The following is a 24483-nucleotide window of genomic DNA, read 5'->3' on the forward strand; positions in this document are numbered from 1 at the left end:
GCCTTGACGGTGGCGGTTTCAAGCCGGAAGGGGGAGTACGAACGTTAATTCTGATTCATGTTTCCCAATTTCCGTGCACTTCGCTTGAATGGCGCCGTTCCGGGTTTCATTCCGAGCGCAGATAGGGCACCGGCGGCGCCCTGAGCACCTGCCACGTTCCGAGACCGCCAATGAGCGCCACCAGCGCCAGTGACACCCCCAACGCCTGCAGGATGGCCGCACCCGAGAAGACGAACGGCAGGTCCATGATCCGTGTCGTGACGAGCCACGCGGAGAGCCCGCCGAGCAGGAGCGCGAGCGTGGCTGCGATCAGCGCGAGCAGGGCGTATTCCATGGCGTGCGCCGCCAGGATACGCCGACGCGTGGCGCCGAGCGCCTTGAGGATGACGGCAGTCTGAAGCCGGCGGCGCTGTGCTGCCGCCAGTGCGCCGGCAAGCACGAGCGCGCCCGCCAAGAGCGTCACACCGCCGGCCGCGCGCACGGCCGTTATGATGCGCCGGAACAGTGTGTTGAAGTTGTTGATGGCATCCTTCACGCGGATCGCCGTCGTCGCCGGATAGGCCTGCCCGATGGCGCGGGCGAGTTGGGCCTCCTTGGCGAGTGACGTCGCCGGATCGAGGCTGATGGTGGCGAGAATGTTGTGCGGCGCCGCCTGCAGCGTGTTCGGCGAGAAGACCATGACGAAGTTGATCGCGAGGCTCTCCCAGTGCACGTCGCGCAGGTTGGCGATGCGGGCCGTGATATTGCGGCCGAGCACGTTGACGGTCACGGCATCGCCGATGTCGAGGCCGAGCCGCCGCGCAATCTCGTCCTCGAAGGATACGAGCGGCTCGCCGCTGTAGTCCTTCGCCCACCACTGGCCGGCGACGACCGTCGAACCTTCGGGCACCTCGTCCGAGTAGCTGAGCCCCCGATCGCCATTGAGCACCCAGGCGGCTTCGGGCGGAGCCTTGAGCTCCTCGACGGGACGGCCCTTGAGCGCGACGATGCGCCCGCGCAGCATGGGCGCCTGATTGACGATGGCGCCGGGCACTTCCTTCTCGACGAGGCCACGGAAGCCCGCCACATCATCGCGCGGCAGGTCGAGCACGAAGAAGTTGGGCGAGTTCTTCGGCACGCGCCCGTCGAGCTCATTGACGATCGAGGCATCGACGAGCGCCACCGCGACAAGCAGCGAGAGCCCGGAGCCGAGCGAGAGCACGACGGCGCGCGTCAATCCACCGGGCGCCCCGAGGCTGCCGATCGCCAGCGCGAGCGAGGGCCGGCGCGGGCGCGGCAGGCGGCGCGCGAGATAGGTGACCGCGCTTCCCAGAAAGGCAAACAGAATGAGGATGCCCGCCGCACCTGCGCAGAAATAGAGCGCGATGCGCTTCGAATCCGAGCTCAGGATCGCCAGCGCCAGCAGCGCAATGCCGACTGCGATAGTCGCCGCGATGAACGGCCAGGCGGGCCAGCGACGCTCCTCGCTCACCTCGTCGCGGAAGAGCACGCTTGGCCGGATCTGCTCGATGCGGCCGAGTGGCCAGAGCGTGAAAAGCAGCGCAACGAGCAGGCCATAGGCAATGGCCATACCCACGGCAAGGAAGCTGAATGTGGCTTCGGCGCGGAACGGCAGAGCCTCTCCCGCGAGCCAGTCGACGATCGAGGGCACCATGAGCCCGACGGCCAATCCGATCACGATGCCGATCGCGGTGATCGCGATGACCTGCACGAGATGCAGCGCGAAGACCGTGCGGCCGGTCGCACCGAGACTGCGGAACGTGGCAATGACCTTGCGCCGGCGGTCGATATAAGTTGCAACGGCATTGGCAACGCCGACACCACCGACGAGCAGTGCCGTGAGGCCGATCAGCGTCAGAAACTGGCGGACACGCTCGAGCGTCTGCGTGACGCGCGGCGAGGGATCGCGGCGGTCGAGGATCGTGAAGCCAGATTCGGGTAGCGCCTTGCGCACTTCGGCGGCAGCGGCTGTGAGATTGCCTTCAGCCCCGCGCGCGGTATCAGGGAGGCGGACGGCATAGCGCCACTTCGTGAGGCTGCCGAGGTCGGCAAGGCCGCTCGCGAGCAGCGTGTCGGTCGAGACCATCACGCGCGGGCCGAAGGAGAGGCGCTCGGCGATCTTGTCCGGCTCGCTGCGGATGACGGCCCTGAGCTCGACCTCGATATTGCCGAGGCGGAAGCTGTCGCCGCGCTTGAGGCCAAGCCGCTCGAGAAGAATGGGATCGGCGGCAGCACCGCGCCCGGCGAGCGCATCGGCCTGCTTGATATCGTCCTCGAGCACGAGCGCGCCGATCAGCGGATAGGTACCGTCGACACCCTTGGCCTCGATGAGCATCTGGTCACTGCCATCGAGGCGGCGTGCCATGGCGCGCAGCGAAGCCGTCTCGCTCATGGTGCCGAAGCGCGCGATGGCCGCCTGCTCCGCGGGCTCCGCGCGCTGGTTCGGTCGCGTGAACGTGAGATCGCCGCCGAGCAGCGTTGCGCCCTGGCGCACAAAGCTCGACTGCACGGCATCGGCGAGCGCGCCGACGCCGGCAATGACGGCAACGCCGAGCGCAATGCAGCCGACGAAGACGTAGAAGCCTGCGAGCCCGCCGCGCAGCTCGCGGAGTGCTAGCCGAAGAAGTGTGAACTGCGGGCGGGGCGCGCCGTAGTCGGTTTCCGTGGCGACGGTGTCGGCGCTCATGCGGGCACGGCCTCGTCGGCAGTCTCGACAATGCGCCCGTCGGCCATGCGGATGATGCGATGGCACCGCTCGGCGAGGCGCTCGTCATGCGTGACGAGAACCAGCGTCGCGCCGCGCCGCGCCTGGAGCGAGAAGAGGAGGTCGACGATCTGGCGTCCGGTCTTACCGTCGAGATTGCCGGTCGGCTCGTCGGCGAGCAGGAGGCGCGGGCGCGGGACGAGCGCGCGGGCGAGCGCTACACGCTGCTGCTCGCCACCCGAGAGCTGTGCCGGAAAATGCGTCATGCGGTGCGCGAGCCCGACCTCGCCGAGCAACTCTGCGGCGCGCTCGAAGGCATCGGGCTCACCGCGAAATTGCAGCGGCAGCGCGACGTTCTCCTGCGCCGTCATGGTCGGCACGAGATGGAAGGACTGGAAGACAATGCCGATGCTGGCGCCGCGCGCGAGGGCGAGCGCATCCTCGCTCATGGCGGAGAAATCGTGCCCGGCAACCATGACGCGTCCGGCAGTCGCCTGCTCGAGCCCCGCCATGATCATGAGGAGCGAGGTCTTGCCCGATCCGCTCGGCCCCACGATGGCGACCGAATCGCCCGCGGCAATGGAAAGGCTCAGATCACGCAGGATGGCGACCTGGCCGGCGCGGCTCGCGAGCGTGAGATCGACATTCGCCAGCTCGATGACAGGTTGGGAAACGATGGTGAGGCTCCATAATCGTGGGGTGAACTTCGAAAAGCGCCACAAAAGGCCGCATTTTCCAATCGACGGTAGCAACTTGCGCTCAGATACCTATCTGACAGATTCCAGTCCGGCTCCCAACGCAGGATGTTCTGATGATTCCTCGCACGCACTTACGGCCTGAGTTTGATCAGCATTGGGGGCAAATGGTGATGAGGCTCGCCGCCGTCAATCTTTGCCTCCTATGCTTGGGGATATTCGCGCAGATGAACGCGGCCTCTGCCCAGGAGCGTCCCATTCGTATTATTGCGTTCGGTGACAGTCTGACGGCGGGTTTCGGCCTGCCGCCGAAGAATGCCTTTCCGGTTCGCCTCGAAGCAGCACTCAAGGCGCGCGGGCACAATGTCGCGGTCGTGAATGCGGGCGTCTCCGGCGATACGACGGCCGGCGGCCTCGCGCGCCTCGACTGGGCCGTGCCCGATGATGCCGATGCCGTCATCGTCGAGCTCGGCGCGAATGACGGCCTGCGCGCGCTCGATCCAGCCGCCGCACACAAGAACCTCGATGCCATCATCACGCGCATCAAGGCCAAAGGCGCCGATGTCCTGCTCGCGGGCATGCGTGCGCCACGCAACCTCGGCCCCGAGTACACCAAGGCCTTCGATCATATCTTTCCCGACCTGGCCCGGAAGCATGACGTCCTCTACTACCCCTTCTTCCTCGAAGGGGTCGTGCTGAACAATGCCCTGAACCTCGATGACGGGATGCATCCCAATGCCAAGGGCGTGGACGTGATCGTCCAGGGTATCGTGCCGCATGTGGAAGAGCTGATCGAGCGCGTGAAAAAGAGGCATGCGGCCGCGGCGAGCAAATGATACGTCACATGAAGCCGACGGAATGAGACGAGAATGCCGCGCCTCTTCACCGCCATAGAAATCCCCGAGATCGTGCGGGCTCAGCTCGACCTCGTGAGGGGCAATCTGCCGGGCGCCAAGTGGGTCGACGTCGAGGACATGCACCTCACGATCCGCTTCTTCGGCGATATCGGAAATCTCGAAGCCGACGAGCTGGTCAGCGCACTCGCTCGTGTCGATTTCGATCCCTTCGAGCTGAAAATCACCGGGCTCGGGGTGTTCGGCGGGCGCGAGCCCCGTGCCCTGTATGCGGGTATTGCCGATGCAGAACCCCTCAATGCCCTTCAGCGCGCCAGTGAGCGCGCGGCCCGCGCCGCCCGCCTGCCGCCCGAGACACGAGCCTTCAAGCCGCACATCACCCTCGCCCGCCTGAAGAACACCAAGCCCGAGATGGTCGCGCGCTTCCTCAGTGGACGGCCGCCGCTCCAGGCATGGCCGTTCACCGTCGATCAATTCACGCTCATGTCGTCGCGCCCGGGGCAGGGTGGCGGCCCCTACGTGCGCGAGGAGCATTTTCACGCGCGCCCGGCCTGGGATGCGGCGCAGTAAGGACCGCACCGGCGCGTCCCACGCAGTTGTGATCACCGTCCCGGCGGATTGTCCCGCGCCGGGCACCTTCGCTGCCTAGTATGAGGGCGTCCAGCCCGATCCGCGGAGGAAACGGAATGACCGACATCGACCGTCGCCACCTCATTGGTGCCCTCGCAGCGGGCTCGGCTGCCTTGGCGGCTGCGCTGCCGACGGCAGCGGCAGGACGCGAGCTGAAGCTCACCGACCTCAAGAAGGATACCGACATCGCGTGTCTCTATCACTGCGATTTCGGCGACGACCGCCGCTATGACGCGATGCTGCGGAACATCAACAATCATCTCTCCGCGCACGACTTCGATCCGATGGGCATCAAGATCGTGATCGTCGCGCATGGTCCCGGCATCAAGTACCAGCTCACGGACCTCGCCGGCACACCATGGGAGAAGGCGCCCGCGATCGAGCCCGAGCTCGAGAAGCGCGTGGCCGGGCTCGCGCAGTACGGCGTCGAGGTTTATCTCTGCCGGATCACCTTCGAGCGCATGGGACTCGACCTCGCCCGCGCGAAGACCGCGCCGTACATCAAGATCGTGCCCTCGGGCGTCGCGACGGTCGCCTATCTGCAGTCGAAGGGCTATGGATATTTGAAAGTGGGTTGAGGGGCTCTGTTGGTTCGATTCCAATCCCCTCCATCATAACAACGGGAGGGGAGCAGGAAATGCCCGAACTGAAGTCCGCCTACATCGGTGAGCTCAAGATCGCCGTCACCGGCTCGTACATGCTCGGCAGCGGGCCGCTCGGCAATCGGCGTATCGACCTGCTGAGTCAGGGCCAGTTCGAGGGCCCGCGCATCAAGGCCAAGATCGTGCCGGGCGGGGTCGACATCCTGCTCGGTGGCAGCGACGGCGCCGTTCGCCCGGATGTGCGGCTGCCGCTGGAGCTCGATGACGGCCACCCGCTGCTGATCAGCTATCGGGGTGTGCGGCACGCGCCCGCTGAGATCATGGCCCGCATTGCCGTCGGGGAGCGCGTGCCCCCGGAAAGCCACTACCTCAGAACCGCGCTCACTTTCGAAACGGCCTCGCCCAAATACCACTGGCTGAACAGGATCGTGGGCGTGGGCGTCGGCCGGCGCGAGCCGGAATTCGCGATCTACGACGTCTTCGAAGTGCTCTGAACGCGGCACCTATGTCGTGCCGTCATGCGCCGCACGCGGATGACAACGCGCGCGGGCGCCGCTAACGTCCCAGGTGTTCAATTGATTGGAGCACGGGCCGGATTGCCATGATGGAACGCAAGTCGATCGGAATCGTGGGCGCGGGCGCCTCGGGGCTCACCTGCGCCAAGCACATGCTGGAAGAGGGCTGGGACGTCACCCTCTACGAGATCGGCAGCCACGTCGGCGGCATGTGGGTCTACAATAACGACAACAACCGCTCCTCGGCCTATCGCACGCTGCACATCAACACGGCGCGCGACCTCACGAGCTTCTCCGATTATCCCTTCGATTCAAGCGTGCAGCCGTTCCCCTCGCACTGGGACATGGCGAAGTACCTCAAGGACTACGGCGAGCACTTCGGCATCACGCAACGCGTGCGCTTCAACACGAAGATCGTCGATCTGAGGCCGGCGCCCTCCTACCGTCCCGAAAAGCCGCGCTGGCAGCTCACGAGCGAGGCCGGCGAAATCTTCGAGCACGATACGGTCGTCGTCGCGAGCGGACATCTCACGAAGCCGCTCGAAGTGGCCATGTTCCGCGACGGTTTCAAGGGTGAGTACCTGCACTCGCACGACTACAAGGAGCCGGCGCCTTTCGTGAGGAAGCGCGTGTGCGTGGTCGGCGTCGGCAACAGCGCACTCGACATCGCGAGCGACCTCGCCGTTGGTGCGGAGCGCACTGTCCTCATCGCGCGCTCGAGCGCGCTGATCATTCCGAAGCTCGCTTTCGGGCGGCCCTTCTGGGATACGATCCAGCCCTTCTACAAGCCGTGGATTCCCGCGGCCGTCCGCAATCGCGTGCTGAAGGCGCTCGTCTATATCATCCAGGGCGACATGAAGCGCTTGGGCTTTCCCGAGACGTCCAAGCGCGTGCACGCTACGTCGAATGCCAACATCGTCAACCACATCCACTACCGCCGCGTGATCGTGAAGCAGGGCATCGAGCGCATCGAGGGCAAGACGCTGCACTTCGTCGATGGCACGGCCGAGGAGTTCGATACGCTGATCGCGGCAACGGGCTACGAAATCGATCTCGATTTCGTGCCGCCGGAAATTCTGGCAATCAAGGACAACGGGCTAGACCTCTACATGCGGCTCGTGCCGCCCGACTGGCGCGGGCTCTATTTCCTCGCCTTCTTCAACTCGGATACGGCGCTCAACTGGATCTGCGAAGGCCAGACGCGCTGGATCCGCGAGCACGAAGCGGGCCGCGCCGCTTTCCCGAGCAAGGCCGACATGCTGGCCGAGATCGACCAGCGGAAGTCGTGGGTGCGCACGAACTTCAAGGATACGCCCCGCCACGCCATCGAGGTCGAGCACCTCCCCTACTTCGCGGATCTCAGGCGCACGATGTCAGAGGCGCAGAAGCGCGCCGGCACACCTGTGCGTGACATCGGCATCGGCTTCAAGCCGAAGAAGGGGGCGAAGTTCTCCCCGCGCGCGGAGGCGGCGGAGTAGGCCGCGGAATAGCGAGCGCGTGACGGCTCAGCTTGCTTGCGGAAATCGCCCCCCGTAAGGCTCGAGCGGCAAGGCCGTGGCGTTCGTGAGGTAGGAAACCGTGCGGTAGAAGCCGGCGAGCATGAGCACCTCGAGGCACGCCGCATCCGAAAAATGCCCCGAGAAGGCCGTCCATAGCGGCTCGTCGATCGTCGCTCGCTCGTGGAGCGCGTCACAGACGCGGATGAGGGCGCGCTCGGCCTCTTCCTGCCAGCAGGCATCCTCGGCACTGCCATGAACCAGCGAGCAGACCTGATCGGGGCTGAAGCCCGCCCGCTCGCCGAAGAACGCGATATGGACACCCCACTCGTACTCCGATCCACACCGCGCCGAGACACGGTCGATGACGATCTCGCGCTGGCGGAGTGCAAGATGGCCCTTGTCCAGCAGCCCACCGCCCATGAACCGCTCGAAGAGCCGGGTATCCCGCGCAAGCATCCTGAAGAGCGTGAGCGGCGGCACGCCCGACGGCATCACTTTGTCGAGGCGCGCCTGAATATCCTGCGGATAGGGCGGTTCGGCAGGGCTGATCCGAGCAGACATCGGTAATCCTTTCTTGCTACACAAAGCATAGCATACACCTGCTCGCTACGGAATCAATAGCATGAAGACGCCGCTCCCAGGCGCGCCGGTCCGCGGCTCGAAGACCGGCCAGCCCGTCATGGCCCTGCTGGATCTTCTCGGTCGACGCATGGCGCTTCGCATCCTTTGGGAGCTGTCCAAGACTGAGCTCAAGTTTCGCCCGCTGCAGGCGGCGGCGGACACCAATCCAAGCGTGCTCAATACGCGGCTCGGCGAGCTGAAGCGCGCCGGCGTCGTCGCCCTGGGGCCGGACGGCTATCATCTGACCGAGACCGGGCGGGAACTCGTACAGCACTTGCTGCCGCTGACGGCGTGGGCCAACGAATGGGCAAGAAAGATCGAGCGCCAGCCCGGCAAGGGCTGATCGGCCCGGTGCGACCGATCGGACAGCAGAAAGCCCGGTCACAGCTTGCGCTGCCGGGCTTTCGTATTCTTGATGCGTGCGAAGCGGGCCTTCAGGCGGCCTGCGTATCGCCGGCACCCTCCTCGCTCGAGCGGCGCCCGCGGGCGCTACGCGAGAGGACGTCCGTGATGCGCTGCATGGCCGTGCGCTCGTCGAGCTTGTCGACGACGGCGATCTCACGTGCCATGCGATCGAGCGCGGACTCATAGAGCTGACGCTCCGAGTAGGACTGCTCGGGCTGCGTCTCGGAGCGATAGAGGTCGCGAACCACCTCGGCGATCGCGATCAGATCACCCGAGTTGATCTTGGCCTCGTACTCCTGCGCCCGGCGGCTCCACATGGTCCGCTTGATGCGCGCGCGGCCCTTGAGCGTCTCCATGGCCCGCGAGACGATGTTGTCCTCGGCGAGCTTGCGGATGCCGGCCGCCTCGAGGCGCGCCGTCGGCACGCGCAGGGTCAGCTTGTCCTTCTCGATCTGGATCACGAACAGCTCGAGGGACATGCCCGCGATCTCCTGCTCCTCGATCCCGACGATCTGGCCGACGCCGTGGGCCGGATAAACGATCGACTCGCCGATCTTGAAGCCATGGCGCGAGTTCACCGGCTTCTTCGGCTGAGCGAGCATCTGCTGGCGGCGCGCCTCGGCAGCCTTGGCCGCCACTTCCTTGGGGTTCGCAGCCGCAGCCCGGGGCATTGGCGGCTGGGCCGGCAGCACAGGCATGGACGGCGCCGTCATCATGCGGGCCGCCGGCTTGTGCACCGCTGCCGGCATGGCGCGGGCCGCCGGCGCCGCCGCAGACTTGGCGCGCGCAGCGAGCATCGCCTGAGCCGCAGCCTTCTGGGCCGTGATGGGCGTCTTCGCGACGGCAGCAGGCTTCGCCGCCCCGGACTTCACCTCAGCAGGCTTGACCTGAGCAGACTTGGGCGTCGCAGCTTTGGTGGCGGGCGTCTTGTCGGCGGTCGGTTTCTTCTGGACAGCGGTCACGTCGGCTTTGGCTTTCGTCTTGGGCGCGGCCGCGGCGACGGCCTTTGCCTGGGTTTTGGTCTTGGTCTTGGCCAGCACCTTGGCCGGCGTCTGAACCTTCGCCGCAGCGGGACCAGATTTCACGGTCTTGGTGGCCGCGGGCTTGCTCGGGGCAGGCTTCGCAACGGCCTTCTTGGCCTGGACGGCCTTGTCCGGCTTACGGGGCACGGCCGGCTTAGATGCAGACTTCGCCGGGGATTTCTTGCTCTGCGCCATCGCTACATCTCACTCCGCGACCATTCACATTCTACGAGACGCTGCCCCGGCACACACTTGGGTTGCGGCCCCCGCTACATGCCCGCAAACGTCGTGCGACAGGCCATGCCCTGCCGCGGCAGCCTAATGCGTCATCCCGAAACAGGAGCTGCTATGTCAGCAACCCCACCCGTTGGTAGTGGAAGAAGAGTTCTTCGCCGCGCCTCTCCGCCGGCGCGTCACGCGCGGCGCAAGCAGCTTCTCGGCCGATGGAGGCGCCAATGATCAGGCGACTGTTCACGCAAACCGCTCCCGCTCAGCCTGAATGCCGGCCACTGATCCGAACTCCGGAAGTTGGACTTCTGCCTCCACGGATCTTGTAACACATTTTTCATGCAAAAAGAAGCGGTCCGGGAGAAAGTTCCCGGGCATAGCCTGTCCGAATGCTTAAGCGGACAGTACAGCAGTATTCGAAATTCTTTGGATCGTTACTCTGCGCGGGTCGGTGACTATCGGCTGTTCAGTCACCTTCTCCCGGCTCAGGATTGAAGTATTTCTCGAACTTGTTCTGTTCATCGCGGAAGTTGTCCGCGTCGGCCGGGGCGGCCTTCTTGGCCGTTATGTTCGGCCACTTGTCCGCATATTCTCGGTTGAGCTCGAGCCATCGATCTAAACCGGGTTCAGTGTCCGGCTTAATGGCCTCGACAGGGCATTCAGGCTCGCACACCCCGCAGTCGATACACTCGTCAGGGTGGATGACGAGCATGTTCTCGCCCTCGTAGAAGCAGTCGACGGGGCAGACCTCGACACAGTCGGTGAACTTGCACTTAATGCAGTTCTCGTTGACGATGTACGTCATGATGGCTTCCCGGCGCCGGTCGGGCCTCAGCGGCTCCTCACAGACGCATAGTTAATCAGGGCCAAGCCGTTCGGCCAGCCCGGCACGTTTTCAGCAGAGCCACACTCGCGAGCGTGATTTCCCGATGAAGCGCTCGACCCAGCGGCCAAAGCGCCAACGCCGCGTCCATCAGATCCCCATGAGCATGTCGGGCCAACCTCCTAGAGCAAGCCATCAGGCATGACAAGCGTTCACCCGTCGCACCTCGGGCGCGGCGCAGGACAACGGAAAGGTCCGGCCTGGAAGCCCAGCGCGATCCAGCCCGGAACGCTCCTTCCAGCAATCCCCAAACTCGGAAAACGACCACCCTGTTCGAGAGCTTCCTGGAGGAATGCGGAAGCGGCTCGACGCCACTCCCGAGTGTGGCGATCCGGAGCCCAGGCCCTGGGACTTGAGGCCGCCAGCTTCACCGCCAAGCGTCAGACGCATACCCGCATAGGCGGCGATGCCGGGCTGTGCGTAGCCGAAGACCTCCCAGCCCGAACGCAACTCGTAGGATAGCGCCGCGCTGAGCGCGCCGCTATTTGACAGCGTCGCCGACGATGTCCTTGAGCAGCGTGGCGATGGCGGCGAGCGCCCTTTGAGACTCGCTGCCGCCGCGCTGAGGCGGCTCGCGGAAGCCAACGACGATCTCGCCGGGCTTGTCGACGCGCTCGTAGATGAAGATCACATAGGGACAGAAGCCGATATTGGCGGGATCGGCTTCCATCATCTGGCGCGAGAGCTTCGCCGAGCAGAAAACCAGGTACTCGGCCTGGCGATAGAGCTGTTTCGTCGAGCCGACGTCGGCCCCGGTACGCTCGAGCATCTGGCCGATGAAGCCGGTGTGATCGACGACGAGGCCGCGCTCGATAATCGCGTTGGTCAGATCGAACTTCACGTCCTCGAAGCTGCCGGCCTTGGAGCGCGTGAAAAGCTCGTCGGCTCTGGCGCCGAGCGGTCCGGTGACGACGAAGGCGATCAGGACGATCACGGCAAAGGCCAGCTTCTCGAGCATCGCGTACATGGGTTACCTCGCTGGCAGCCACTTCTCCGAGCTGCAGAGCCTATACCCGATAATGCGACCGGCGCCACGCTCAGCCCAGGCGCGCACAATTGGCCGATCCGCGCACCTCGACAAGATGCCGCCCCGCACTGTAGCCATGAGACCGGCCCGACACCGGGCCGACCGCCGGGGATTCCAAGGCCTCAATGACCGTCGAGACGTCCGAGCGCGCGATACGCCTGCCCGTCGAGCTGTTCTTTCTCGCGGCCGTCGGTCTTTTGTGGGGCGCCCAGTTCGGCCTCACCAAAATCCAGCTCGAAACGCTGCCGCCCGTGACCGGGGTCGCGATCCGCCTCACCATCGCGGCGGTCTTCATATGGGCGATCGTCATTGCGCAGGGCGTGCGAGTGCCCACGGCCCCGCGCATCTGGCGCGACTTCACGATCCAGGGGGTGCTGACCAGCGCCGGGCCAAGCGTGCTGATCGCGTGGGGGCAACAGTACGTCGACAGCGCGCTCGCTGCGATCCTGAACTCGACGTCACCGATCGTGGTGACGATCATCACGCTCCTCTACACACGCCAGGAGAGCATCGGACCGAAGCGCTTTCTCGGGCTCGCGATCGGCCTCGGCGGTGTCGTCACGGTGATCGGCTTTGGCGCGCTCGAGGGGCTCGACCGCGGCTTTGCGGGCCAGCTCGTGATCATGAGTGCAACCCTCGGCTACGCGAGCGCGACGCTCTTCGGGCGCCGTTTTACGACCATCTCTCCCGTCGCGGCGGCGGCCGCGACCGTCACCTGCTCCGCCATCCTCATGACCATCCTCGCCTTCATCGCCGAGCGTCCGCTCCTGATCGATCCTTCGGCCCGCTCGATGATGGCAACAGCCGCAAGCGGCATTCTCTGCAATGGTCTGGGCGTCACGATCTACTTCCGCTTGATCCGCACGCTCGGGTCGCTTGGCACATCGACGGTGAGCTTCCTCAAGGCCGCCTTCGGCGTCGTGATCGGCTGCTTCCTGCTCGGCGAGCCCTTCACGGCCTCGATCGCGATCGGGTTGACGGCGGTCCTCATCGGCGTCGCCGCCGTGAACGAGCCCGGCGCATCCAGGGGTACAGCCAGAGTATGAGCGCGCCGAAACAAGCGCGCGCGGAGCCACCGCTGCGCACGATCCTCCTGCTCGCGCTCGCCGCTTTTGCCGGCGCGCTCAACATCCGGATCAGCGATCCGCTGCTGGCGCAGGTTGCCGCAGGCTTCTCGACGACGATCGGGAGAGCCGCGATCATCGTCACGGCATTCACTGTTGGCTACGGCCTTTTCCAGCTCGCGTTCGGGCCGGTCGGCGACCGCTTCGGCAAGTACCGCATTGCGGGCATCCTCTCTCTCGCGGCCGGCCTGGCGACCACGTCGGCTGCGTTCGCGGCGTCGCTGAGCGATCTCACCATCGCCCGGTTTGCCGCGGGCGCGATGAGCTCGGCGGTCATCCCGCTCGCCTTTGCCTGGATCGGCGATGCCATTCCCTTCGAGCGCCGCCAGGCCGTGCTCGCCCGCTTCCTTACGGCCCAGTTCACCGGGATCGTGCTCTCGCAGGCCGCCGGCGGCTACATCGGTGCCGAGTTCGGATGGCGCACTGTCTTCGTCGTTGTCGGCGCGGTCCATCTCATTGCCGGCATCGCGATGCTCGCCGAGCTCAAGCTCAATCCTGGGGCTCAGCCCGTGGGGGCGCCCGGCGCGAACAGCTTTCCCGCGATGATCAACGGCGCGCGTCTCATCCTTCGCCGCCCGTTCGTGCGCGTGATGCTCGTCGCCGTCTTTCTGGAGGCGTTCGCGATGTACGGCGCCTTTGCCTATGTCGGCGCCGACCTCGTCCATCGGCTGGGCGCGAGCTTTGCGGTCTCGGGCCTCGTACTCGCGGTCTTCGGCGCGGGCGCGCTCAGCTACTCGTTCAGCGCCCGCTGGCTGCTCTCCCGGCTCGACGAGCGCGGCCTCGTGACGCTCGGCGGTGCGATCATTGCTGCGGGGTTCGTGCTTCTGGCGGTCGCTCCCTCGATCGGCGTGGCAATCCCGGCCATGGTGCTGCTCGGCCTCGGCTTCTACATGTTCCACAACACCCTGCAGACGAACGCCACCCAGATGGCCCCCGAGGCGCGTGGCTTGGCAGTCTCGCTGTTCGCCTTCTTCCTTTTCATCGGCCAGTCCATCGGCGTGGCGCTCGCGGCCCCCTTTGTCGACCACGTCGGCGCGCCACCGGTTTACCTGGCTGCGGCCATTCTGCTGCCGCTGACAGCCCTGTGGTTCCGCCGACGCCTCGCCATGCGCGATCCCGTCTGAGGTCTGACGAATTCCCCAGCCCGCTTGCCAAGCCTCGCCTGAGACCCCATTTTCGTGGTATCTGGGACATACCCAAATCAGCCACATGCGCGGGCCTTGAACCCGCACCATGGAGAGCGTTGCATGAGCACTCCCCGCCTACGGCCCAAGGTTCTGACCCTGACGGACGCCGCTGCCCAGCGCGTCAAGTCGATCATGGCCAGCAAGGGCCCGTCCGTCGCCGGCCTCAAGATCGGCGTGAAAAAGGGCGGCTGCGCCGGCATGGAATACACCATGGAATGGGCCGACAGCGTCGGGAAGTTCGACGAGGTCGTCGAGCAGGACGGCGCCCGCGTGATCATCGATCCGCAGGCCGTGTTGTACCTCCTCGGCACCGAGATGGACTACAAGATCGACAAGCTCTCGGCTCAGTTCGTGTTCAATAACCCGAACCAGTCGAGCGCCTGCGGCTGCGGCGAGAGTGTGAACCTCACCCCCGCCCCCAAGGAGCGACTCGAGGCGCTGAAAGCCTGATGTCGGTCCTTGCGCTGCCGGCGCCCGCCGGCGAACCGGCCTGGGTTGCGGACGTGCTCCGCTACTGGCTCGAAGATCTCACGCTCGAACAGTGTTTCGAGAAGAACGACGGCATCGACGCCACGATCGCCGCGCGCTTCAGCGCCGTGCATGAGAAGCTTGCGGCCAATCAGGACGCGATCCGCGCGGAGGCGCCGCGAGAGTTGCTGGCCGCGATCATCGTCTTCGACCAGTTCTCGCGCAATCTCTTCCGCGGCAGTGCGAAGGCCTTCGCGACCGATCCGACCGCCCGGCGCCTTGCGCGCACGGCAGTCGCCGGCGGCCTCGACCAGGCCATGAGCAAGCGCGAGCGCATTTTCGTCTACCTGCCCTTCGAGCACAGCGAGAATGCCGCCGATCAGCAGCATTCGGTGGCGCTGTTCGCGCAGCTCGGCGATCCCAAGTACGACAAGTACGCGATGGCCCACAAAGTGATCATCGACCGCTTCGGCCGTTTCCCGCATCGCAATGGCGCGCTCGGACGCGAGTCGACGCCGGAAGAGATCGCCTTCCTCAATGAGCCCATGAGCTCATTCTGACGCGCTCATTTTGATCGGCCTTTCCGCGGTGCCGGCTTTTTGGCTGTCGGCCCGCGCAGCGCTTCGAGCACTGCAGAAAAATCCGCGGGCAGCGGGCTCTCGAAGCTGAGGCGCTTTCCCGTCACCGGATGCTCGAAGCCGAGGCCTGCCGCGTGCAGCGCCTGCCGATCGAGCTCCGCGAGGGCCTTCTGCGCCTTCTCGTTTAGCCGCTTCGAGCTCGACTTGAAGCCGCTGCCATAGACCGGGTCGCCGAGCACGGGATGACCCATGTGTGCGAGGTGCACGCGGATCTGGTGCGTGCGGCCGGTCTCCAGCTCCAGCTCGATGAGGCTCGCGATCGGCGTGCCGCTCTCATCGCGGAAGATTTCGAGCACGCCGTAGTGCGTCACGGCATGACGCGCGGTAGGCCCCTGCGAGATGGCCATGCGCGTGCGATTGTGCCGGCTCCTTGCGATCGGCGCGTCGATGGCACCACGCGGCCGATCCGGCGCCCCCCAGACGAGCGCCACGTAGCGGCGCGAGAGCCGCCCGTCACTGCCGTGCGCAGCGAACTGCTCGGAAAGCCCGCGGTGCGCGGCATCCGACTTCGCGACGACCAGCAGACCGCTCGTGTCCTTGTCGAGGCGATGTACGATCCCCGGCCGGCGCACGCCACCGATCCCCGAGAGGCTGTCGCCGCAATGCGCGATGAGCGCGTTGACCAAGGTCCCGCCGGCATGACCGGGCGCCGGGTGGACGACCATGCCGGCGGGCTTGTCGACGACAATGAGGTCGCCATCCTCATGAACGATGGCGAGGCTCGTATATTCCGGCTGCGGTTCTGCGGGCTCCGGCGGTGGCACGGCGACGACGTAGCGCTCGCCCGGTTTGACCCTCAGGCCGGGCTCTTCTATCGTCCCGCGCGCGCCCGTCACGCGGCCTTGCTTGATGAGAGCCTGCAGGCGCGCACGCGAAAGCTCAGCAATATGACTGCCGAGCACGCGATCGAGCCTCTGGCCGACGTCGGCCTCGGTGATCTCGATCGTGCGGATGTCTTCCGGGGCGGTCATGTCAGCGGGCGAACACCAGAGCGGCCGACAGCGCGGCCAGGAGTGCATGAATGCGCGACGACAGCGCCGGACCTGAGCAGACTGACGGAAAGATGACGGGCATCGTGCTCGGCGAGCGCCAGATCAAGATGCTTCGGGTCGCCGTCATCGCCATGGGCGTCATTCTGGTGCTCGGGTTCATCACGGTCATCGCGCGCATTGTCTATCTCGTCAATCGCAGCAGCGATACAGGGACGGCGACAACAGTTTCCCAGCCGATCCGCGATACGGCGCGCCTCGCCCTGCCGCCCGGCGCGAGCGTGCGGCACATCTCGCTCGCGGGGCAGCGGCTCGCCGTGCACTATGAGAGCCCCGGCGGCAGCGGCATCGTTGTCCTCGATCTGCAGACGGGAAAGCCCGTCTCCCGCATCGAGATCGTGCCCGAAACACCCCGATAAGAAGAAATCCAGGGAGGAACGACATGAAAGCCTGGCAGATCGTCTCCGATGGCGGCATCGATGCCCTGAAGCTCGCCGATGTGGCGCCGAGCGCGCCGGGGCCTGGCGAGGTGCGCGTGCGCATGAAGGCCAACTCGATCAACTTTCGCGATCTTGGCACCATTCGCGATCCGGTCGCGCGCAAGCTCCCCTATCCGCGCATTCCGAACTCGGATGGCGCGGGTGAGGTGATCGCCGTCGGCGCCGGGGTCTCAGCCTTCAAGCCCGGTGACCGCGTGGCCTCCTGCTTCTTCCAGCGCTGGATCGACGGCCCCTGCTCCATAGAGGCCATGAACAGCGCACTCGGCGGCGCCATCGACGGCGTGCTCGCCGAGGAAGTGAATCTCAACGCCGATGGCGTCGTGCCCTTGCCGGCACACTTCTCGTACGCTGAAGGTGCGACGCTCCCCTGTGCGGCACTTACCGCTTGGAATGCCATTGTCGAGGTCGGCCGCGTGAAGGCTGGCGATACCGTGCTGCTGCTCGGCACGGGCGGCGTCTCGATCTTCGCGCTGCAGTTCGCGCACATGATGGGCGCGCGCACGATCATCACCTCGTCGAGCGAGGAAAAGCTCGCACGCGCTCGCGCGCTCGGCGCCTCGCTCACGATCAACTATCGCCAGAAGCCCGATTGGGAAAATGCGGTGCTTGAAGCCACCGACGGCAAGGGCGTCGATCTCACAGTCGAGGTGGGTGGTGCGGGCACGCTGCCGCGCACGATCAGCACGACGCGCGTTGCGGGAACGATCAGCCTCATCGGTGTGCTCACAGGCGGGCAGATCGATCCCGCGACGGTCATGCGCAAGTCGATCCGCCTGCAGGGCATCTACGTCGGCTCGCGGCGCATGTTCCTCGACATGAACCGCGCCATCGCGCTGCATGGGCTGAAGCCGGTCATCGACAAGACGTTCGCCTTTGCCGATGCACGCGCGGCCTATCATGCCATGCAGGCCGCGGGGCACTTCGGCAAGGTCGTGATCGAGATGTGAGGAAAGGCGCCGTCAGGTCGATCCGACAAAGCGCGCAAGAATGCGGCCCGTGAGCGTTGCCAGGAGCAGGATCACGTACATCGGGATCCCGATCAGGAAGAGCGCCATGGGCAGGAGCCCGAGCCCGGCGCCCGTCGGGTGAATGAGCATCATGCCGGCAATGTGGCCGCCGATCGCCCAGAGCGGCAGGCGCCACGCGCCATCCTCCGTGAGCGCGCCGGCTAGCCCGTGCAAGGTCAGCAGCAGCGGAACGCCGACAATCCAATACGGCGCCATGTCCCAGCCTTCGCGGACGCCACCGCCCGCCATGACTGGCATGAGCGAAAAGAGCGCCCAGACGCCGAAACCGGCGCAGGCCAGAATGGGACCGTAGAAGCTCTCGAGTTGCCGTGGCATGGTACGCTCCACACGTATTGCGTCCGCCAGAATAACGGCCGAAAGTTACGGAAGGGCGCAGCAGCATGGTGAATGAACTGCTTACGCGTTGATCTCACAACGCCGCGCCCCCAGATTCCGATCCATGCGCCCCGAGGAGCTCATCTGCCCGACGCCGCAAGGCCTCTACTGCCCACCCGCGGACGTCTATATCGACCCCATGCGGCCGGTGCCGCGTGCGCTCATCACGCACGGACACTCCGATCACGCGCGCGCAGGCCACGGCGCCGTCATGGCCACTGCGGAAACGCTCGGCATCATGGCCGTGCGCTATGGCGATGACTTCACGGAGCAGCGCCAGCCGGTCGCCTTCGGCGAGACGGTGAACATCAACGGCGTCGAGATCTCCTTTCATCCGGCCGGCCACGTGCTCGGCTCGGCGCAGATCTGCCTCGCGTGGCGGGGTTTCCGCGCAGTTGTTTCGGGCGACTACAAGCGCCTTCCCGACCGCACGGCCGGCACGTTCGAGGTGATCCGCTGCAATCTCTTCATCAGCGAGGCGACCTTCGGTCTCCCGGTCTTTCGCCATCCGCCAACCGAGCACGAAGTTGCAAAGCTTCTCGAAAGCGTGGCGCTCTTTCCCGAGCGCGCGCACCTCGTCGGCGCCTACCCGCTCGGCAAGGCGCAGCGGCTCATGGCGCTCATCCATGACGCCGGCTACGACAAGCCGATCTACATTCACGGCGCCATTGCACGCCTCACAGAGTTCTACCGATCGCGCCACATCGCGCTTGGCGATATCCGTCTCGTCGCACTCGATGATCGCAAGAACCTCGGCGGCGCGATCGTCATCTGCCCGCCGAGTGCCATGCAGGAAGCATGGTCGCGCAAATTTCCCGATCCGGTCACCGCCTTTGCCTCCGGCTGGATGCGCGTGCGCGCCCGCGCCAAGCAAAAGGGCGTCGAGCTGCCGCTCGTCGTGTCCGATCATGCCGACTGGGACGACCTCGGTCGCACGATCCGCGAGACGGGCGCGGAAGAAGTGTGGGTCACACACGGCGCCGAGGAGGCGCTCGTGCACTGGTGCGAGACGCAAGGTATCCGCGCGCGGCCGCTGCGACTCATCGGCTATGGCGATGAAGAAGGCGAGGCTGCATGAACCGCTTTGCCGCGCTCATCGATCGCCTCGGCTATGAGCCGCGCCGCAATGCCAAGCTGCGCCTCATGACGGACTACTTCCGCGAGACACCCGATCCCGAGCGCGGCTGGGCGCTGGCGGCATTGACCGGCGCGCTTTCCTTCCGTCACGCGAAGCCTGGGCTCATTAAAGGCCTCATCGAGGAGCGCACGGATCCCGTCCTGTTCGCGCTCTCCTATGACTACGTCGGCGACCTCGCCGAGACCGTCGCGCTCATGTGGCCCGCTGAAGGCGGCGCCAACGAGATCCCGCACCTTTCCGACATCGTCGCCGGCCTGAACGAGACGACCAAGGCCGATTTGCCGCGGCGCCTCGCGGGCTGGCTCGATGCGCTCGACGAGACCGGCCGCTGGGCACTTTTGAAGCTCATAACGGGCGCCATGCGCATTGGTGCCTCGGCGCGCCTCGCGAAGACCGCCGTTGCGCGGCTCGGCACGCTGGAACCCAACGAGATCGAGCTCGTCTGGCATGGCCTCACGCCCCCCTATCTCGATCTCTTCGCCTGGGCCGAGGGCGCGGGGCCGAAGCCCGACACGGTCAATCCCGCGCCCTTTCATCCGCCCATGCTCTCGCATCCGCTGGAGGATGTCGGGAACTGGCACGAGGCACTCGATGCCGCCGACTTCGCCGCCGAATGGAAATGGGATGGTATTCGCGTGCAAGCCGTCGGCGGACGTGACAGCCACGGGCGCCGCGTCGCGCGCCTCTATTCGCGCACGGGCGAGGATGTGTCTGCTGCCTTCCCCGATGTCGTCGATGCCATCCGGTTCGAAGGCGCGCTCGACGGCGAGCTTCTCATCCTGCGCGAAGGCCGGGTGCAAAGCTTCAACGTGCTCCAGCAGCGCCTCAACCGCAAAGCCATCTCGGCGAAGTTGCTGACGGACTTCCCCGCGCACATCCGCGCCTATGATCTGCTCGTAGATCATGGCGAGGACATTCGCGGCCTCACATTCATCGAGCGGCGCGCGCGCCTCGAAGCACTCGTCGCGAAGCTCGACCACGAGCGCATTGACCTCTCGCCGATTGTGCATTTCGCCAATTGGGACGCGCTCACGTCCGCGCGCGCGTCACCCGCCTCCGCTGGCGCGAGCAAAGACGCCGAGGCCGTCGAAGGCATCATGCTCAAGCGCCGCGACAGCACGTACGTGCCCGGCCGCCCCAAAGGCCCGTGGTTCAAGTGGAAGCGCGATGCCTACACGGTCGATGCCGTGATGATGTACGCCCAGCGCGGCCACGGAAAGCGCTCGTCCTTCTATTCGGACTACACTTTCGGCCTCTGGCGGCAGGGCGAGAACGGCATCGACGAGCTGGTGCCCGTGGGCAAGGCCTACTCGGGCATTACGGACGAGGAGCTCGCCGCACTCGACCGGTTCGTGCGCAAGAACACGACGAACCGCTTCGGCCCCGTGCGCGAGGTCGTGCACACGCGCGATGCCGGCGTCGTGCTGGAAATCGCCTTCGAGGGCCTGAACCGCTCGACGCGCCACCGCTCGGGCGTCGCGATGCGCTTTCCCCGCATTCACCGCATTCGCTGGGACAAGCCGGCACGCGAAGCCGATCGCCTCGAGCATCTCGAGGCGTTGCTGCGCGAAGCGTAGCTCGGGTCGCCGCGGGAGAAACCCGTTACGACTTGCAGGCTTTCTGGCGCGCCGTGCAGCTCGGCAGGCCCATGTTCATGCCGCAGGTCATGGAGACCTTGCCGACCGCCTTCGCGCCCATGTTGCTGATCGAGTTGTTGAGCGCGGCCGTCGCCATGTACTTCGCGAGATCCTCGGTGACCATGGTCGCCGTACCGCCCGCGCGCACGCACGTCGGCTTGGCTTCGACGCGCATCCCGACCGAACTGCCAACGACCAGAACGGCCGCCGTTGCCGCAAATGCAATCCAGTGAAGCTTCCTCATAATTGCCTCCCGTGTGGAATGCGCTGACGCGAATCAGATCGCGCATCAGCATGCCGCGAAAGCCGGGAAGCAAAATGTCGGAATATCAGTTTCTCCCGCGACCGTTGCGAGCGCGCCACGCAGGCGCCACCTCAGCAATCCGGCGACTGCGACGAGAGACGCGCCTGCAGATGCTCGACAAGGCGTGCGAAGGCCTCGACGTATGCGGCATCATGGAGCTCTTCCACGCGCGTCAGCAGGCCGTTCTCGACCCAGCCGCGCATACGAAACCGCAGCCGGATGCGCTCGCCCGTCGCCTTGTGCGTGTAGTTGCCGACGACGGCCGCGCGACTGAAGTCCGGCTCGTGGACGAGGCTCTCGACCGTGTAGGAATCGACGACGAAGGTATCGAGCAACAACTCGAACCGCCGCCGGACGTCCTCGCGACCGGTCGCGCTCGAGGCGTAAGGCACCTTCGTTCCGTCGACATTGACGACGTAGACGACGTCCTCCGCGAGGAGCGCCAGCACGTGCTCGAGATCACCGGCGGCCCAGGCGAGGAGCGCATTGTGGAATGCGGATCGTTCGTCGTCGGCAGGCATGGGAAAGAGTGGGGTCCTTCGCGCTTTCCCAGCAGACTTTAATGGGAACGCACGCCCGAACAACCCGCTATTCCCACGAGGCGCGGCCAGGCGGACCAAGTGGCTGAAGGTACTTCCGAATTGCTTTAGCTCGCATCTGGCGCGCGAAATGAGAATGGCCGCCGCACCGGTCGGATGCAGCGGCCACGCCCATAATCGATCAGTTATCGCACCAGATAGGGGCAAACGCGGCGCGGCCCGTCGAAGGGCTGGAAGGTGCCGTCGTCCCAGCTAAAGGACGCGTACCGGTCGGCGCACATCTGCCAGCGGTCGCCGTAGGCGGCGCGCGACTGCGCAATGCCGCCGCCGATGATCAGCGCTGCCGTCCCGGCGATGATCGCCGGACCGATCCAGCGGCCACCGCCGCGGTAATGGCGACGGCCGCCATAGTAGCCACCGCGGTAGCCACCGCGACGACGCACCTGCTCGACGTTACTCGTCGCGAGGTTCTGGCCGGCTGCGCCGACCGAGCCGAGAGCCGCGGTGTTGATCACAGCGCTCGTCTTCGAGATATGCGATGGCGCCGGGACCACCGCAGCCGAGGCCGGCACGCTGCCAAGCACGCCAAGGCCGATCGCCAGCGCGGCGATCTTCAAGTTCATGAAACGCAACGAGCTTCTCCTTTTCTAGTTCCTACGAAGGGACGTCTACGGGGGCGTCTCGGATCTCGGCGGGCAGTCCAGACGAAAAGACGTCCGCCGGCCGCAGATGCTCCGAGCCTGGATGATCAGCTTAAGCGCGCCTGCACCTCGCCTGCCCGTCCCGTCTTGAAGATGCTGAACAAAGCACTTGAGTGTGTTCAAAAATCGAACGTTCAGGTGCACCTCGATCCGCGCACTGCATGACGCAGAACGCAGCACCCTCCGCCAAGGGACCCTTGCAGGGGTAACGACGGACGCCGACAGATGTTCCGAATTTGGAGGATCTTCTCGGGAGCGGCGCTCAGACGCTGCGGGCGGCCGCATTCTCCATGTGGAAGACAAAGCGCTGGAAGGCCTCGATGTACTGGGCGTCGAGGTGCTCCTCCGCCCGCACGATCAGGCCATCCTCGACCCAGTAGCGCAGGCGCAGGCGCACGCAGAGACGCTCGCCCGTCGCCCTGTGCCTGTTCTCGACATTCACGATCGCGCGGCTGTAGTCCGCCTCGTGAATGACGCTCTCGGGCTCGAATTTGTCCTCGTAGAACGTGGCCTTGATGAGCTGCAGGCGCTGGCGGAGGTCCTCCTTGCCGAGCGAGCTCGCCACGAACGGCACCGCGAGACCATCGACATTCACGATGTAGAGAATGTCCTCGGAGAATTGCGCGAGCGCGCCCTCGAGATCGCCGGCGGCCCAGCGCTCCAGGGCCCGGTGAACTGCGGCGCGCTCGTGGTGGGTGGACATTCGGGGGCTCGGCGATGCTGCACTGCACCGAGAGATTAGCGGGAAGCGAGAGGAGGGGCAAATGGCTCGGGGCCACCCCCGGCTCATTCTCCGCGCGCGGCTTTCTGAAAGACCGCTGAGTGCGCTTATGGCGCACTCACCAGCTTGGCGTAGTCGATCGGCTTCAGACGATCCAGCCGCGCCGTGACGGGCGGCATCGCGTACTTGAGGCCGGACGCGCAGTTGAACAGAACGCAGCGATCTTCGGCCCGGATGCGCCCATGCTTCAGCGCCTTCCGGTACGCGACGAACGTCGCCGCCCCCTCGGGACAGAGGTGCACGCCATCGCGCGCCGCCATCTCCGCCCGTGCCGGCTCGACCTCGTCATCCTCGATCGTGATCGCGAAGCCGTTGCTCTCCTTCAGCACGCGCAGGATCATGAAATCGCCGATCGTCCACGGCACGCGCAGGCCCGGCACGTTCGTATGCCCGCCGACCACCGGCTCCGCCGTCTCGCGGCCCGCCTCGAACGCGCGCGCGATCGGCCCGCACGTCGCCGACTGCACCGCCACCATCCGCGGCCGCTTGGCGCCGATCCAGCCGATCGCCTCCATCTCCGCGAACGCCTTCCACATGCCGATCAGGCCCGTGCCACCGCCCGTCGGGTAGAAAATGACGTCCGGCACGTCCCAACCGAGCTGCTCGGCCAGCTCCAGCCCCATGGTCTTCTTGCCCTCGACCCGATAGGGCTCCTTGAGCGTCGAGAGGCTGAACCAGCCGGCCGTCTCCTTGCCGTTCTCGACGATCGGGCCGATCTCCGTGATGTTGCCGTTGACGCGGAACACGCGCGCGCCCTGCAGCGCGATCTCGGAGATCGTCGTCTCCGGCGCATCGTCAGGGCAGAAGACGATCGACTCGATGCCGGCGCGGCTGCAGTAGGCCGCGAGCGCCGCGCCCGCGTTCCCCGCCGTCGGCATGGCAATGCGGCTGACGCCGAACTCCTTGGCTTTCGACACCGCGACGCAGAGGCCGCGCGCCTTGAACGAGCCCGTCGGCAGGCGGCCCTCGTCCTTGACCAGCAGATCGCCGCGCCCGCCCGATGCGCGCGCACTCTCCGGCGCGCTGATGAGCGGCGTCGTCATCTCGCCGAGCGACACGATGTTGGTGGCATGGCGCACGGGGAGCAGCTCGCGGTACCGCCACATGTCGGGCGACCGCTCGGCGAGCGCGCTGCGCGGGAGCGCACGAGCCAGCGCGGGAAGGTCATAGCGGACGTAGAGGGGCTTGCCCGCCCGGGAGAGCCCGTGCGGCCGGTTCGCCTCGTGGCGCTCGCCGGTCGCCGCGCATTCGAGGTGCGTCACGAAGGACGGGCGTTCGCCGGTGGTGTTGTCGCGCATGGGGGCTCCCGGGGAGGACGCGTCCGGTCGTTGCTGCCGGACGTCAGGGAGATGCGTAGCAGATGGGGGTGGGGAAGGGGAGTGAGGGCGC

The 24483-nt window shown here is 65.9% G+C and carries 27 protein-coding genes; 14 read left to right on the top strand and 13 right to left on the bottom strand.

Annotated elements, in window-relative coordinates; genetic code table 11:
- Positions 1-106 precede the first annotated feature (106 nt).
- On the bottom strand, positions 107-2686 hold the full coding sequence (locus CS1BSM3_RS04335; RefSeq protein WP_072385772.1) for an ABC transporter permease: 2580 nt from the start codon (positions 2684-2686) through the stop codon (positions 107-109).
- Complete coding sequence (locus CS1BSM3_RS04340; protein WP_244540419.1) at positions 2683-3426, bottom strand: ABC transporter ATP-binding protein; 744 nt, start codon at positions 3424-3426, stop codon at positions 2683-2685. Before CS1BSM3_RS04340 ends, CS1BSM3_RS04335 begins: the two co-directional genes overlap by 4 nt.
- 140 nt (positions 3427-3566) lie before the next feature.
- Between CS1BSM3_RS04340 and CS1BSM3_RS04345 the strand changes: the two genes are divergently transcribed.
- From CS1BSM3_RS04345 to CS1BSM3_RS04365, 5 genes are all read left to right on the top strand, one after another.
- Positions 3567-4235 (top strand): arylesterase, encoded by a 669-nt coding sequence (locus tag CS1BSM3_RS04345; protein ID WP_072385773.1) that lies wholly within the window; start codon positions 3567-3569, stop codon positions 4233-4235.
- A 33-nt stretch (positions 4236-4268) separates the two neighbouring features.
- Entirely contained in the window at positions 4269-4823 is a 555-nt protein-coding gene (gene thpR / locus CS1BSM3_RS04350; RefSeq protein WP_072385774.1) for an RNA 2',3'-cyclic phosphodiesterase, read from the top strand.
- A 116-nt stretch (positions 4824-4939) separates the two neighbouring features.
- Positions 4940-5461 (top strand): DsrE family protein, encoded by a 522-nt coding sequence (locus CS1BSM3_RS04355; protein WP_072385775.1) that lies wholly within the window; start codon positions 4940-4942, stop codon positions 5459-5461.
- Positions 5462-5520: 59 nt separating this feature from the next.
- Complete coding sequence (locus CS1BSM3_RS04360; RefSeq protein WP_072385776.1) at positions 5521-5979, top strand: DUF3237 domain-containing protein; 459 nt, start codon at positions 5521-5523, stop codon at positions 5977-5979.
- Positions 5980-6086: 107 nt separating this feature from the next.
- A complete protein-coding gene (locus CS1BSM3_RS04365) occupies positions 6087-7478 on the top strand; it encodes a flavin-containing monooxygenase (RefSeq protein ID WP_072385777.1) in 1392 nt (463 codons plus the stop codon).
- 27 nt (positions 7479-7505) lie between these two features.
- On the opposite strand, the gene CS1BSM3_RS04370 is transcribed toward CS1BSM3_RS04365, so the two are convergent.
- Positions 7506-8060 (bottom strand): carboxymuconolactone decarboxylase family protein, encoded by a 555-nt coding sequence (locus tag CS1BSM3_RS04370; RefSeq protein WP_072385778.1) that lies wholly within the window; start codon positions 8058-8060, stop codon positions 7506-7508.
- 61 nt (positions 8061-8121) lie between these two features.
- On the opposite strand from CS1BSM3_RS04370, the gene CS1BSM3_RS04375 reads away from it, so the two are divergent.
- Positions 8122-8463 (top strand): winged helix-turn-helix transcriptional regulator, encoded by a 342-nt coding sequence (locus CS1BSM3_RS04375; RefSeq protein ID WP_072385779.1) that lies wholly within the window; start codon positions 8122-8124, stop codon positions 8461-8463.
- Between the two features lie 91 nt (positions 8464-8554).
- Here CS1BSM3_RS04375 and CS1BSM3_RS04380 read toward each other — a convergent pair whose 3' ends face one another.
- The 3 genes from CS1BSM3_RS04380 to CS1BSM3_RS04390 all read right to left on the bottom strand — a co-directional run bounded on the left by CS1BSM3_RS04380 (position 8555) and on the right by CS1BSM3_RS04390 (position 11625).
- The gene (locus tag CS1BSM3_RS04380) at positions 8555-9742 is read right to left on the bottom strand and encodes a CarD family transcriptional regulator (protein WP_072385780.1); all 1188 of its coding nucleotides are present in this window, start codon (positions 9740-9742) and stop codon (positions 8555-8557) included.
- A 499-nt stretch (positions 9743-10241) separates the two neighbouring features.
- A complete protein-coding gene (gene fdxA, locus CS1BSM3_RS04385) occupies positions 10242-10580 on the bottom strand; it encodes a ferredoxin FdxA (protein ID WP_072385781.1) in 339 nt (112 codons plus the stop codon).
- Between the two features lie 559 nt (positions 10581-11139).
- A complete protein-coding gene (locus tag CS1BSM3_RS04390; RefSeq protein ID WP_072385782.1) occupies positions 11140-11625 on the bottom strand; it encodes a DUF302 domain-containing protein in 486 nt (161 codons plus the stop codon).
- 185 nt (positions 11626-11810) lie between these two features.
- Between CS1BSM3_RS04390 and CS1BSM3_RS04395 the strand changes: the two genes are divergently transcribed.
- From CS1BSM3_RS04395 to CS1BSM3_RS04410, 4 genes are all read left to right on the top strand, one after another.
- On the top strand, positions 11811-12731 hold the full coding sequence (locus CS1BSM3_RS04395) for a DMT family transporter (RefSeq protein ID WP_072385783.1): 921 nt from the start codon (positions 11811-11813) through the stop codon (positions 12729-12731).
- Positions 12728-13933 carry an MFS transporter gene (locus tag CS1BSM3_RS04400; RefSeq protein WP_072385784.1) on the top strand — a complete coding sequence of 402 codons (1206 nt, stop codon included), beginning with the start codon at positions 12728-12730 and terminating at the stop codon, positions 13931-13933. Before CS1BSM3_RS04395 ends, CS1BSM3_RS04400 begins: the two co-directional genes overlap by 4 nt.
- Positions 13934-14056: 123 nt before the next feature.
- Complete coding sequence (gene sufA, locus CS1BSM3_RS04405) at positions 14057-14446, top strand: Fe-S cluster assembly scaffold SufA (protein ID WP_174263623.1); 390 nt, start codon at positions 14057-14059, stop codon at positions 14444-14446.
- The gene (locus CS1BSM3_RS04410; RefSeq protein ID WP_072385785.1) at positions 14446-15024 is read left to right on the top strand and encodes a DUF924 family protein; all 579 of its coding nucleotides are present in this window, start codon (positions 14446-14448) and stop codon (positions 15022-15024) included. Before sufA ends, CS1BSM3_RS04410 begins: the two co-directional genes overlap by 1 nt.
- 5 nt (positions 15025-15029) lie before the next feature.
- On the opposite strand, the gene CS1BSM3_RS04415 is transcribed toward CS1BSM3_RS04410, so the two are convergent.
- Positions 15030-16073 (bottom strand): RluA family pseudouridine synthase, encoded by a 1044-nt coding sequence (locus CS1BSM3_RS04415; RefSeq protein WP_072386677.1) that lies wholly within the window; start codon positions 16071-16073, stop codon positions 15030-15032.
- 50 nt (positions 16074-16123) lie between these two features.
- Between CS1BSM3_RS04415 and CS1BSM3_RS04420 the strand changes: the two genes are divergently transcribed.
- Both CS1BSM3_RS04420 and CS1BSM3_RS04425 read left to right on the top strand, forming a co-directional pair.
- The gene (locus CS1BSM3_RS04420; RefSeq protein ID WP_072385786.1) at positions 16124-16510 is read left to right on the top strand and encodes a DUF6476 family protein; all 387 of its coding nucleotides are present in this window, start codon (positions 16124-16126) and stop codon (positions 16508-16510) included.
- A 23-nt stretch (positions 16511-16533) separates the two neighbouring features.
- Positions 16534-17538, top strand: coding sequence for a zinc-dependent alcohol dehydrogenase family protein (locus CS1BSM3_RS04425; RefSeq protein ID WP_072385787.1), 1005 nt, complete (start codon positions 16534-16536; stop codon positions 17536-17538).
- Between the two features lie 12 nt (positions 17539-17550).
- On the opposite strand, the gene CS1BSM3_RS04430 is transcribed toward CS1BSM3_RS04425, so the two are convergent.
- Entirely contained in the window at positions 17551-17934 is a 384-nt protein-coding gene (locus CS1BSM3_RS04430) for a hypothetical protein (RefSeq protein WP_072385788.1), read from the bottom strand.
- A 124-nt stretch (positions 17935-18058) separates the two neighbouring features.
- Here CS1BSM3_RS04430 and CS1BSM3_RS04435 point away from each other — a divergent pair, with 124 nt between their 5' ends.
- Together CS1BSM3_RS04435 and CS1BSM3_RS04440 are read left to right on the top strand one after the other, a co-directional pair.
- Positions 18059-19072 (top strand): ligase-associated DNA damage response exonuclease, encoded by a 1014-nt coding sequence (locus CS1BSM3_RS04435; protein WP_072385789.1) that lies wholly within the window; start codon positions 18059-18061, stop codon positions 19070-19072.
- On the top strand, positions 19069-20709 hold the full coding sequence (locus tag CS1BSM3_RS04440) for a cisplatin damage response ATP-dependent DNA ligase (protein ID WP_072385790.1): 1641 nt from the start codon (positions 19069-19071) through the stop codon (positions 20707-20709). The genes CS1BSM3_RS04435 and CS1BSM3_RS04440 overlap by 4 nt, the downstream gene beginning before the upstream one ends.
- A gap of 25 nt (positions 20710-20734) precedes the next feature.
- Here CS1BSM3_RS04440 and CS1BSM3_RS04445 read toward each other — a convergent pair whose 3' ends face one another.
- The 5 genes from CS1BSM3_RS04445 to CS1BSM3_RS04465 form a co-directional block, all read right to left on the bottom strand.
- Positions 20735-21013: a hypothetical protein gene (locus tag CS1BSM3_RS04445; protein ID WP_244540420.1), complete on the bottom strand. Its 279-nt coding sequence runs from the start codon at positions 21011-21013 to the stop codon at positions 20735-20737.
- Positions 21014-21144: 131 nt separating this feature from the next.
- Positions 21145-21594, bottom strand: a complete 450-nt coding sequence (locus CS1BSM3_RS04450; protein ID WP_072385791.1) for a nuclear transport factor 2 family protein — start codon at positions 21592-21594, stop codon at positions 21145-21147.
- A gap of 203 nt (positions 21595-21797) precedes the next feature.
- Positions 21798-22235, bottom strand: coding sequence for a BA14K family protein (locus CS1BSM3_RS04455; protein ID WP_072385792.1), 438 nt, complete (start codon positions 22233-22235; stop codon positions 21798-21800).
- A gap of 340 nt (positions 22236-22575) precedes the next feature.
- Complete coding sequence (locus CS1BSM3_RS04460; RefSeq protein ID WP_072385793.1) at positions 22576-23016, bottom strand: nuclear transport factor 2 family protein; 441 nt, start codon at positions 23014-23016, stop codon at positions 22576-22578.
- A gap of 125 nt (positions 23017-23141) precedes the next feature.
- Entirely contained in the window at positions 23142-24392 is a 1251-nt protein-coding gene (locus CS1BSM3_RS04465) for a threonine synthase (protein ID WP_072385794.1), read from the bottom strand.
- Positions 24393-24483: the final 91 nt, after the last annotated feature.

Origin of the sequence: Hyphomicrobium sp. CS1BSMeth3, assembly GCF_900117415.1 — a bacterium.
In the GTDB taxonomy this organism is placed as follows: Bacteria; Pseudomonadota; Alphaproteobacteria; order Rhizobiales; family Hyphomicrobiaceae.